Consider the following 11,783-nt stretch of genomic DNA (forward strand, 5'->3'; position numbering starts at 1 on the left):
TACACCCATAAGGTTTCGTCGGCAGCGTCAGATGTGTATAAGAGACAGATCCCAAATTGACTAATGAGTCAACGTCGTTATTGTTGGCAATTCTAACTTCTATCATCACAACCTCTTATTAAATTTAGTTCATTACTTGTAAGATAAGTATACTTTCCTTCTTTTAAATTTCTTGGCATTCTATAATTACCAATTTGGACTCTTCTCAAATCAATTACCGGATGGTTTATACTTTCAAACATTTTTCTAATTTGTCTATTTCTTCCTTCGAAAATAGTTACCATAAATTTTGTGTTATTGCCTATATTGTTCATAAATTTTATAATAGACTTTTTTAATTTATAATTATCAATTATAATGCCATTTGATATTTTTAAAATTTCTTCTTTTTTGGGTCTACCTTGTACAGTTACTTCATATATTTTCTTGTGATAAAATTTTGGATGAGTCAATTCGTAAGTAAACCGACCATCATTGGTCAAAATAATTAATCCACGAGAAGCTTTATCCAATCTTCCAACAGGGTATAACCTTGTATCTGAGTCAATTAGGTCAATTATTTTTTTTTCTGCATATTTGTCTTTTACTGTACATGTATACCCAGCAGGCTTATTCATCGCGATATATAATTTACTATTATCTATTTCAATTTTTTCATCATTGATTCTAATAATGTCGCCTTTTTTTACTTGATATGAAAAATCTTTAAGAACTTTATTATTCACAAAAACTTTTGAATTTTTTATAAAATCATCTGCTTTTCGTCTTGAACAATATCCGCTTTCAGCAATAAACTTATTTATCCTCATTTTCTCTTTCCTTAATTAATTTTTCAATCTCATTTAATTTTGGTAATTCATTAATAGAGTTAATATTAAAATAATATAGAAACTCATCGGTAGTGCCGAACAAGATAGGCTTTCCAATTTTATCCAGTCTTCCAACTTCCTTTATCAAATTCTTTTTGATAAGTGTATCTATTGAGGAACTAGATTTTACACCTCTAATCTCATCTATCTCTATTCTAGTTATTGGTTGTTTATATGCAATAATAGACAATACTTCCATAGTTGTATTAGTGAGTTTAGTGTTTTTGTTTTTGGTAAAAATTTCTTTTAAAAATTCATGATAGTCCTTTTTTGTTTGGATTTGATAATTATCATTGACACATCTTATTTCTAAAGATGTATTTCTAAACTCGTATTCTTTAGTGAGGTCATTGAGCAATTTTCTTGTATCTTTCTTGTTTAATTTAATGGCTTCAGAAATTGAAGATAAATCCAACGGTTCTCCCCACAAAAAAAGTAATGATTCTATTTTGTTGCGTAAAATTTTATCTTCCATATTCACCTCAATGATATTTCAATATCTTTATCATCTTTTATAATTTTCAAAACATTAGATTTTAATAATTCCAAAATGGCTAAAAATACAGATATAACTTCTTTTCTATTTGTTTTTTTTGATAAAAAATAAGAAAAAGAGTATCTTTTGTTTTTTTCAATCTTCCACAATATGTCTTCTATACAATCCTCAATTTTATATTCTTCTGCTTCAATAATTTCAGTTTCTTCAATTTTTATATTAGTGTTGACCTTGCTCAGTAATTCAATCACAGTTTTAGATAGTAAGTTAATATCTGGAAGAATAAGATTTTCAGTTTCAGATTGAAAAAAGGTTAGATCTTCTTTCATTTTTCTGAAATGCTTGGATGAAATTTCTTCTAAAGTTGATAATTGTTTTGAAATCTCTTTAAATTTTTTATACTCAATCAACCTTTGCTTTATGATTTCCTCATCAATTGTATCATCTTGTGCAAAATCATTTTTAGGTAATAACTTTTTGGACTTTATATATAATAAAGTAGAAGCCAAGTAAATGAAATCAGTCAAATCTTTTGTTGAATGATTTTTCAAATTCTCAACTTCTTCAATAAACTTATTTGTTATTTTTGATAAATCTAAATTTTCGATGTCAATTTTTTCTTTTTCAACCAAATTTAATAGTAAATCCATTGGTCCATTAAATTCGTTAATTTCAACTAATAAACTCATATTACCATCGCTAGTCCAATAAAAAAATTAATTATAAAAGAAGTTATAGGAGTTAAAACCTTGCTCAATACGCCAGAAAAAATCAACAATAATAATATAATATAAGTGTATTTTTCATATTTAGCCATAAAATCCAAAAATTTTCCTGGAAAAAAAGCGGTAACGACTTTTGAACCATCTAATGGTGGAACAGGAATTAAATTAAATACCGCAAAATATACATTATAAACAATAAATAGGCTAAAAATTTCTGATAAAATTTGATTGCTTGTAGAAAATTTTACATAAATAATTGAAAAAAATAGTCCAATTAAAAGATTCATAACTACGCCAGCTATTGATACCAAAAACATACCTAAATGTCTATTCCTGAATTTGTAGGAATTAATTGGCACTGGTTTGGCCCATCCAAATTTAAATAATATCAAACTAATTGCTCCTATTGGGTCAATATGGTCAATAGGGTTAAAACTCAACCTTCCCATATTTTTTGCTGTATCATCACCCATCCAATAAGCAACATATCCATGAGCAAGTTCATGAAGAACAATTGTTGGTAATAAAACTAATATTATAATTATATAATGATTAATTGTTTCTAACATTGTCCCAATTCCTTAAAATATATAAAATACCCATTATAGTCTTACCATCAATTATTATTCCATCTTCAATCATTTGGATTAATTTTTCCATTTCTATTAATTCAATATTCAAAAATTCATCATCATCAGCTTCTAATTCATCTTTAAATAGGTCCTCTGCTAAGAAAAAGCTAACTTTTTCATTGGTAAATCCAGGAGAAGAATAAGCGTCAAATAAATAAGTCAATTTCTTACAATTGAATCCAATTTCTTCTCTCATTTCTCTTATTGCTGCTTCTTTTGGTGTTTCATTGTGCTCAATTAACCCTGCAGGTAATTCTAATAATTTTTCATCTACAGCCTTTCTAAACTGCTTTACGAAATATAATTTATCTTTATTTATTGCAATAATACAAACAGCTTTTGAATGTTCAACAATTTCTCTTTTTGAATATTTTCTATTTGGAAGTTCAACAGTATCTAATCTTAAGTTTAATATTCTTCCTTCATAAATCATTTCTGATTTTATTGTTTTTTCATCGTAAACCATATAACTATCTCCTATTAATTTTTAACTCATCTGCCTGATTAATCATAAGTCTAGCTTGCTTTATTGTTGTTTCTGTTATGTTAATTCCACCTATTAACCTAGAAATTTCATTCACTTTTTCTTCAGTATTTAATACTTTTAATATTGATTTTGTTTCATCGTTTATATCAATTTTTTCAATCAAGATGTGATTATCGCTCAAAGACGCGATTTGTGGCAAATGACTAATAGAAATAACTTGTTTATTACTTGATAAATCTATAAGTTTTTGTCCAACTACTAATGCTGTCCTACCGCTTATCCCGGTATCTATCTCGTCAAAAATCAAAGTATCAATATCTTCGAAATCAGAAATTACAGATTTGAATCCAAGCATTACACGAGAAATTTCTCCTCCTGATGCTATTGTACTCAAAGGTTTAAAATCCTGACCTAAATTTGTTTTGATAAGAAAATCTAATTCATCATAACCATTTTCGTTAAATTCAGTCATTTTTGCAAAATGAACCTTAAAATCAGCATGTTTAATATTTAAATCGATTAAATTTTTCACAATTAATTGTTCTAATTTTTCTACTGTCTTTATTCTAAAAAAATGAAGTTCATCAGATAATTTTAAGCCCTCAAGCTTTTTGTTTTCAATCAAACTTTTGTATCTACTTTTATTATCTGAAATTTCATTTAGCTCTTCAACTCTTTTTTGTAAGTTCTTTCTAAATGCAATTATATCATCAATAGATTTACCATATTTTCTTTTTAAATTTGTCAGTATATTTATTTTATTTTCTAATTCATTTAATTGAAACTCATCTTGATAGATGTTTGAAGCATACGAACTAATCCTAGAAAACAAATCATCCATATCATAATAAATTTTCTCTACATCATTTTTTAATGTTTTAACTTCGCCATCAAATTCTTCTATCGCATTTATTTTACTGATAATTAAATTAAACATTGAGTTGATGTCATTTTGATTGTAACTATCATCTGAGTATAACAATAAAACTTCATTTAAATTATTTTTGATTAAATTAACATTTGAAAGTTTATTGTATTCATTTTCCAATGATTCTTCGTCAATATTTTCCAAATCTATTTGTGACATCTCATCTAATTGGTAATTTATAATATCTAATTGTCTGTCCCTCTCTTCATTAGAAATATTAAAACTTTTATAAAATTTCTTGTAGGAAGATATATCTTCGATTATTTTTTTTAATTTACGTTTGATTTCATTAGATTTATCTTTGTTGAATGAATCTATCAAATCAAGATAAAAATCTTTGTTTAAAAGTGATTGAGTGCCATTTTGACCATGAATATCTACTAATTTTGCCATCAATAATTTGAGCGTAGATAACGTGATGGACCTATTATTAAGCTTATTAATGCTTTTAAGATTTGAATCTACAATTCTTGAAATAATAATAGTTCCATCCTCTACATCATATCCTAGCTCCTGAATGTTTTTTATTTTAACTGGGTCAGTAATTATAAATGTAGCTTCAACAATAGTTTTTCTTGACATATCTCTGATAAAACTTTTGTCAAATCTTTTGCCCAATAATAGCTCAAATGCTTCGATTAAAATTGATTTTCCAGAACCAGTCTCACCAGTTATAATATTTAGACCTTTTGTGAAATCTACGTTAATTTTATCGATTATAGCAAAATTTTCTATATAAAGAGAGTTTAACATTTTTTTACCTAATTATTGCTTTTATTTCTGAAACCAATTTATCTAAACCAGATTTATCTTCAACAGTTATATAAATAGTGTCGTTGCCTGTTAAAATCCCAGCTATATTTTCTAATTTAGCATTTGTTATAGCCATTCCTGAAACAGTAGCAGTGTGCGAAATAGTTTTGATTATAACCATATCCTCGTTGTGTTTTATTGTCAATACAGATGATCTGAATATTTTATCCAATCTCTCATTTAACGAATCATGCACAGTATCTATAATTGCGTAGTGATACTCCCCTTCTCTTGTTTGAACTTTTGAAATTCTCAATTCCTTAATATCTCTGGAAATTGTTGCCTGAGTAGCTCTAACACCATGAGCTTCCAAATAGTCAGATAATTCCTCTTGAGTTCTTATTTCATTTTCTTCTATAAGATCTAATATCAATCTTTGTCGTGTGTATTTTTTCATATTTCTACCTCAAATTATTAAATGCTGAGTCAACAACATTTCTGAAATTTATATCTTTGTTATCTGATTTAGTAATATGGATTAAATATTCTATATTTCCGCTTTTCCCTTTTATCGGACTAAAGGTAATTTGAGAAATATAAAAACCAATTTTCATCAGATAATTATTAATATCATTTATTATGATTAAGTGTTCTTTTTTGTTTTTTATTATGTGATTTTTACTTTTTGTTTCAAACTGTGGTTTGATTAAAAAAATCATTTCACCATCTTTATTTAACATTTTAAAGGCATTCGGTAATATCAATTTAATTGAAATAAAAGAAACGTCACATACTATTAAGTCAAATTTTGGGAAATTTTCAACGTCAATATAGCGAAAATTTGTATTTTCATATAGACGAACTCTATTGTCATTTCTTAATTCATCAACCATTTGATTGTCTCCAACGTCTATCGCGTAAACAATTTTAGCCCCATTTTCTAATAAAACTTGAGTAAATCCTCCTGTCGATGAACCTATATCTAAACAAATATCATTATTCAAAATTTCAAACTCTTGAAATGCCTTTAGTAGTTTGTACGCTCCTCTGCCAACATACTTATGATAATCTTTTATTTCTACTTCCGTAGTGCTGATATTTAAAGATGGCTTTGTCACAATCTTGTTTTTATAGAAGACTAATCCTTTCTCAATAAGTGATTTTGCCTTGTTTCTGGAAGACACTATATTGTTTTGACAGAGATAAACATCAATTCTCATAATTAATGTTCCCTTTTTAATAATTTATTTGTTAGTTCAATTAAGGAATCAGGCTTTTTAAATGTTCTTATACAATTGATAGCTTTTGTTGAATAAATTTTTGAATCATTAATAGATTTTTCTTTTCCAAAAATTGTTGCATAAGTTTTTTTGCCCATTTTGAAATCATTATCAAAATCCAACAAATCATCAATTATTTGAAATGCCATTCCCAGATTAAAAGCATAATCTTCTAATTTTTTTATCTGAAATTCGTCTGCATTGCATAAAATTCCGGCACTTACTGTTGAGGCTTTCAACAAGCAACATGTCTTTTTATCATAAATTTCTATAATATTCTCTTCTGAAATATCATCGCTTATATCTAGCAATTGTCCTTTAATCATACCATTGCACCCTGAACTTTTTGCAATATAATTTGCACTTTTTGCATCAGTTTTATTTTCTATTTCATCAGTAAGTATTTCAAATGCTGTGTTTAACAATGCATCTCCAACAAGTACTGCAATGTCTTCTCCATACTTTTTATGCACAGTTAACTTTCCTCTTCTGTAGTCGTCATTATCCATGCATTCTAAATCATCATGAACAAGAGAATAATTGTGAATGAGTTCAATAGCAGTAGCAAATTTAATAGATTTATCGTTAATGTTACCAAACATATTACAAGTCAATAAGAATAGAAGAGGTCTAATTCGTTTTGCCTCATTATTTACGATGGTATATTTTATGGCTTCTGAGATTTTATCATTCGAAAAATTTAATTTTCCTATGAAATTATTAATCGCAAGGACAATTTCTTTATTATTCATCATCATCATCACTTACAAGCATATTTATTTGAAAGTCTTCCGTCTTATCATCTTTTATCAAGGTCATTTTCCCTTCTTGCTCTTTTAGAATAGAACTCAATCTTTTATGAAGTTTCATTCCTTCTTCATATAACTTTATATTTTCTTCAAGGCTTAAATCTCTGTCTTCTAATTTTTCAACAATAGCACTTAATCTTTTTAAGCCCTCGTCATATTCTCTATACTCATTCACTGAACTTCTCCTTGCTACGTACAATAGTTTCTACTTTTCCGTCTTTCATTATTAAAGTTATCGCGTCATTTTTGTCCACATCGTTTACTGATGAGATACTATCATTATTTTTAAGAATTTTGGCGTATCCTTTTTCAAGTATAGTCCCAGGATTTAAATGTGCTAAATTATTTTCATAAGTTTGTAGCTTAATTTTTTTATATTCTATATTTGATATAACATTTTTTATTAAATTTAATCTTATGTCGTTTATTTTGTTGATTTCAAATAATAGTAGCTTATCAGGTTTTAATAAATTTAGTTTATGAAGTAAATTTATTTCTTCATTGTATTTATCTTTTAAATTTTTATTATAAGACTTTATTAAATCATTTTTTAGAATCAAAAGATTCTTCAAATGTTCTTTAATAATATTTTGTGGACCAAGAAAATCTAATTGCTTCTTATAGTATTCCAATTCTTCTTTTTCATCTTCAAATCTATTTTGAATAATTCTATTTATCTTAAAATAACATTCTTTTAAAAATACATCTAATTCATCAATATCACAAGTTGCCATTTCTGCTGCAGCAGTTGGTGTTGATGCTCTTAAATCAGCTACAAAATCAGATAGCATAAAATCATTTTCGTGTCCGACAGCACTAATTATAGGTGTTTTAGCGTTAAATATTTTTAGTAATAAATCTTCATCATTATAAGAGTTCAAGTCTTCAAAACTACCACCACCTCTACCCACAATCAAGGTATCTAGGTTTAGTTCGTCCATATATTCTATGCCCTTTATTATTGATTCAGCAGACTTTTCACCTTGAACTATGCAATGGTATATTACTATATCACAAATAGGAAATCTCCGTTTAATTGTTCTACAAATATCATTGACCGCAGCTCCTGTTGAAGATGTTATCACACCAATAGACTTTGGATATTTTGTAATTTTCTTTTTCTTTGATTCATCAAAATAACCTTCTGATTCTAATTTTGATTTCAACTCTAAATATTTTTTAAATAAATCACCAGTACCAGATTGTTCACATTCTTTTACAAGTAATTGATATGTGCTAGAGCCTTGGTAAGTTGTTATACTACCCCTTAACTTAACTTTATCTCCATCTTTAATATTTATTGTCTTTGCTAGTGACATTGTCTTAAAAATCATGCAAGAAATCAATGCTTTTTCATCTTTTAGTCTAAAATAAATATGGCCAGAAATGTTTTTTGTATAATTTGATACTTCACCCTCGACCCAAACGTTTGATAAAATCGGATCTTTTTTTAAAGTATTTTGAATATAATCAGAAATTTCTTTTACACTATAAACTTGCATCATCTTTTCTCTTTACTACCGAACCTAAAATTCCATTTATAAAACTATATGATTTTTCTGTTGAAAATTCTTTTGAAAGCTCCACTGCTTCATTAATAGCTACACTGTCAGGGGTATTTTCTGAGTAAAGTATTTCGCATACGCCTAATTCTATGATAGATAAATCTAGTTTGTTTATTCTGTCAAAATTCCATTGTTTTGCGTTGACTTTTACGATATTGACAATACTATCAAAATTATCAAGAAAATTATTTACAAGCTCTTTAAAAAAATGCTCATCATTTTTATCTATTTTTTGATAGTTGCAGAAATCTTCAATTCTACTTTTATTGTAATCTTCATTAATATTCATTTCATAGATTAACTGCATTGCGTTTTTCCTAGATTGTCTTCTTGACATATTTCCTCCATAAAAATAACCCTCTAGTTAGAGGGTTAAATCTAATTACTAATTTTCTCACAAACAACATCTACATTTATTACAACTAACCCCGTCATCATGCCGATATTTTCTTTTATTTTTTTTTGGACGTTATGACAAACATCCTTAATCTTATAATCAGAATCTATCTCTAAATGTGCTCTAACATTAACTGCATTATCAAGAATTTCTAACACAATTGATTTTTGCACACCTTTTTGAATATTTACTTTTTCTGATGTAGGTGTCATCAAAGATTTTACACCTTTAACTTCCAAGCAAGCTTCTGCTGCAATTAGGGAAATTATGTCATTGGATATCTTAACAGATCCATTATTAAATTTATTATTCATTTTATTCCTCCACACAAAAATTTTATCAAAAAATGAAAAAAAATTCAATTTTTAATTTAATATTGCTTCAACAAACTTTCCAGGTTCAAATTGAACAAGGTCGTTTACTTGTTCACCAATACCTATAAATTTCACGGCAATGCCTAGTTCCATTTCCAACGGAAAAACCATACCGCCCTTTGCTGTTCCATCTAGTTTTGTTATTATGGCTCCAGTTAAATCAGTCGCGTTCATAAATTCTTTAGCCTGTATTATTGCATTTTGACCAGTAGTTCCATCGACAATAAGAAGTATTTCTTTTTTTGCTTGCGGATATTCTTTTTCTATTACTCTTTTTATTTTGTTCAATTCATTCATAAGATTTTTCTTATTATGAAGACGACCAGCAGTGTCACAAATCAAAATATCTGCATTTTTACTTTTCATTGAACTAATTCCATCAAATACAACACTAGCAGGGTCTGAGCCCTCTTCATGGCTAACAATATCAACGGAGGCTCTTTTTCCCCATTCAGTAAGTTGTTCGATGGCCGCTGCTCTAAAAGTATCAGCAGCTACCATAATCACTTTTTTGTTATCATTCTTGAACTTCATAGCTAATTTCCCAATAGTTGTTGTCTTTCCGACTCCATTTACTCCAACAACAAGGATGATTGTCTTGCTTTCAACATCAAAATTATTATCAATATTTTCAAGATTTTCTTTTAATGTTTCCTCCAATAGCTTCTTTACTTCAATTGAATCCTTTATATTTTTTAGTTTAACCTTGTTTTTTAATTGCTCAACTATCGTTAATGTTGTCTCCACCCCAATATCTGCGGAAATAAGAGTTTCTTCAATTTCCTCGAATAGTTCTTCATCTACAGTTCTGTATTTAGCTAATATTTTGTCAATTTTACTAGAGATATTATCTCTTGTATTTAACAATGATTTCTTTAATTTTTCGAAAAATCCTTCATTTAAATCATCTGACTCACCTAAATTTTCATTATCATTAGAAAATTGTCTTTCTTCGAAATATTGATTTTCATCATTTATTAAAGTATCAAAATTATTGGAATGAGAATTAAATTTAGGTTCATCTGTTATTTTTTCATCAAAAACACCTTGTGAATCATTAAGTTTATTTTGACTATCATAATTATCAATAAATTTTTCATTTTTTAACTCATCTTTGATTTCATCTTCATTATCGGATGGATTTTTGGATTTAAATTTGTCAAAAAATTTGTTTAACATATTTCTCTCCTATCTACATTTAATTTTATCAGTTTAGAAATTCCGTCTTTTTCCATGCTAATGCCATACAAAATATTAGCTATCTCCATTGTACTCTTTCTATGCGTTATAATAATAAATTGTGTTTTCTCTTTGAATTTTATTAAATACTCCTTGTATCTTTTTATATTTATTTCATCGAGAGCTGCATCAATTTCATCTAGTATGCAAAAAGAAGAAGGTCTTGTTTCAAATATCGCAAACAATAAAGCCACTGCTGTCAATGACCTTTCTCCTCCTGATAACAAATTTAAACTTTGAAGCTTTTTCCCTGGGGGTTGAGCAGTAATTTCAATTCCAGAACTTAGCACATCGTCTTCCGTTAACTTTAGATTTGCGTAACCACCGTTGAACAATTGTTGAAATATTTTAACGAATTTTTCATTAATTTCTTTGAATTTCGCACTAAAAATATTCTTCATCTCTTTATTTAATTTGTTAATAGCATTTAGTATATCATTTCGAGAATTTATCAAATCATTTTTATTTTTCGTCATAAAATCAAATTCTTTTTTGACTGATTCATATTCCTCTATGCTATCAATAGAGAACGAACCTAAGATTCTTAATTCATTAGACAATTTATTTATTTCTTTTTGACTAGTACTAATGCTTTCATCAATTTCTTCAGTATCAATATTGATTTTATATAAATCATTAATATCAATTTTTAAATTATTTAATTTTTCAGTAGTATTAAGGGCTTTTTCTATAATAGTAGTATTGCTGAGTTTGTTTTTTTGCATATTAACATTTGTTTTGTAAATCTGTTCATCAATTTCAGATAATTTTCGCTTCTTATTAGATATAAATTCTTTTAATTCTAATATTTCGCGATTAATTTCTTCAATAATGCCATCATAATCAAAAAGTTCATAGGCAATACTTTCTTTTTTTGTTTTTATTTCTGCAATGACATTTCTTAATGACTCAATATAGCGAGAATTTTCATCAATAGCTTTAGTTAAATAATCTTTTCTTATATAAGCATCATTCAATTGATTATTGTAAATATTTAAATCTCTCTTATATGAAGAAGCTTCAGATTTTAAACTAATTAAATTCATTTTATCAGAATTGTAATTTTCCAACAGAATATCTACTTTCTTGGACAATTCAATTAGTTTGTTTTCAATATTGTCAATTTCATTTTTAGCTTCATTTTCGTTTATATTTTTCTCTGGTTCATACATAGAATTTGATCTGTCTCTTATACACATCTCCGAGCCCACGAGACCGTTATTCTAATC

General features: G+C 27.3%; 15 protein-coding genes. All 15 read right to left on the reverse strand.

Annotated features, from left to right (window positions below; all coding sequences use genetic code 11):
• Window positions 1-92: 92 nt before the first annotated feature.
• The 15 genes from Q0X02_RS07355 to Q0X02_RS07425 are packed head-to-tail and all read right to left on the reverse strand — an operon-like array spanning window position 93 to window position 11,726.
• Window positions 93-809 (reverse strand): pseudouridine synthase, encoded by a 717-nt coding sequence (locus Q0X02_RS07355; protein WP_297813782.1) that lies wholly within the window; start codon window positions 807-809, stop codon window positions 93-95.
• Entirely contained in the window at window positions 796-1,344 is a 549-nt protein-coding gene (gene scpB, locus Q0X02_RS07360; RefSeq protein ID WP_297813785.1) for an SMC-Scp complex subunit ScpB, read from the reverse strand. Before scpB ends, Q0X02_RS07355 begins: the two co-directional genes overlap by 14 nt.
• A 2-nt stretch (window positions 1,345-1,346) precedes the next feature.
• Window positions 1,347-2,054, reverse strand: a complete 708-nt coding sequence (locus Q0X02_RS07365) for a ScpA family protein (RefSeq protein ID WP_297813788.1) — start codon at window positions 2,052-2,054, stop codon at window positions 1,347-1,349.
• On the reverse strand, window positions 2,051-2,659 hold the full coding sequence (locus Q0X02_RS07370) for a site-2 protease family protein (RefSeq protein ID WP_297813791.1): 609 nt from the start codon (window positions 2,657-2,659) through the stop codon (window positions 2,051-2,053). Before Q0X02_RS07370 ends, Q0X02_RS07365 begins: the two co-directional genes overlap by 4 nt.
• The gene (locus tag Q0X02_RS07375; protein ID WP_297813794.1) at window positions 2,643-3,188 is read right to left on the reverse strand and encodes an NUDIX hydrolase; all 546 of its coding nucleotides are present in this window, start codon (window positions 3,186-3,188) and stop codon (window positions 2,643-2,645) included. The genes Q0X02_RS07370 and Q0X02_RS07375 overlap by 17 nt, the downstream gene beginning before the upstream one ends.
• Window positions 3,189-3,192: 4 nt before the next feature.
• Window positions 3,193-4,890, reverse strand: coding sequence for a DNA repair protein RecN (recN, locus tag Q0X02_RS07380; RefSeq protein ID WP_297813797.1), 1,698 nt, complete (start codon window positions 4,888-4,890; stop codon window positions 3,193-3,195).
• A 4-nt stretch (window positions 4,891-4,894) separates the two neighbouring features.
• A complete protein-coding gene (gene argR, locus Q0X02_RS07385; protein WP_297813800.1) occupies window positions 4,895-5,347 on the reverse strand; it encodes an arginine repressor in 453 nt (150 codons plus the stop codon).
• Window positions 5,348-5,351: 4 nt separating this feature from the next.
• Entirely contained in the window at window positions 5,352-6,110 is a 759-nt protein-coding gene (locus Q0X02_RS07390) for a TlyA family RNA methyltransferase (RefSeq protein ID WP_297813802.1), read from the reverse strand.
• Window positions 6,111-6,112: 2 nt separating this feature from the next.
• A complete protein-coding gene (locus Q0X02_RS07395) occupies window positions 6,113-6,922 on the reverse strand; it encodes a polyprenyl synthetase family protein (RefSeq protein ID WP_297813804.1) in 810 nt (269 codons plus the stop codon).
• Complete coding sequence (gene xseB / locus Q0X02_RS07400) at window positions 6,915-7,154, reverse strand: exodeoxyribonuclease VII small subunit (protein ID WP_297813807.1); 240 nt, start codon at window positions 7,152-7,154, stop codon at window positions 6,915-6,917. Before xseB ends, Q0X02_RS07395 begins: the two co-directional genes overlap by 8 nt.
• Window positions 7,147-8,484, reverse strand: coding sequence for an exodeoxyribonuclease VII large subunit (gene xseA, locus Q0X02_RS07405; protein WP_297813810.1), 1,338 nt, complete (start codon window positions 8,482-8,484; stop codon window positions 7,147-7,149). The genes xseB and xseA overlap by 8 nt, the downstream gene beginning before the upstream one ends.
• Complete coding sequence (gene nusB / locus Q0X02_RS07410; RefSeq protein ID WP_297813812.1) at window positions 8,468-8,881, reverse strand: transcription antitermination factor NusB; 414 nt, start codon at window positions 8,879-8,881, stop codon at window positions 8,468-8,470. The genes xseA and nusB overlap by 17 nt, the downstream gene beginning before the upstream one ends.
• Window positions 8,882-8,922: 41 nt before the next feature.
• Complete coding sequence (locus Q0X02_RS07415; protein ID WP_297813815.1) at window positions 8,923-9,255, reverse strand: Asp23/Gls24 family envelope stress response protein; 333 nt, start codon at window positions 9,253-9,255, stop codon at window positions 8,923-8,925.
• A 51-nt stretch (window positions 9,256-9,306) separates the two neighbouring features.
• A complete protein-coding gene (gene ftsY, locus Q0X02_RS07420; RefSeq protein WP_297813818.1) occupies window positions 9,307-10,494 on the reverse strand; it encodes a signal recognition particle-docking protein FtsY in 1,188 nt (395 codons plus the stop codon).
• Window positions 10,488-11,726: a hypothetical protein gene (locus Q0X02_RS07425; protein WP_297813821.1), complete on the reverse strand. Its 1,239-nt coding sequence runs from the start codon at window positions 11,724-11,726 to the stop codon at window positions 10,488-10,490. Before Q0X02_RS07425 ends, ftsY begins: the two co-directional genes overlap by 7 nt.
• Window positions 11,727-11,783 lie beyond the last annotated feature (57 nt).

It is taken from the genome of uncultured Finegoldia sp. (assembly GCF_947252345.1).
Classification (GTDB): Bacteria; Bacillota; Clostridia; order Tissierellales; family Peptoniphilaceae; genus Finegoldia.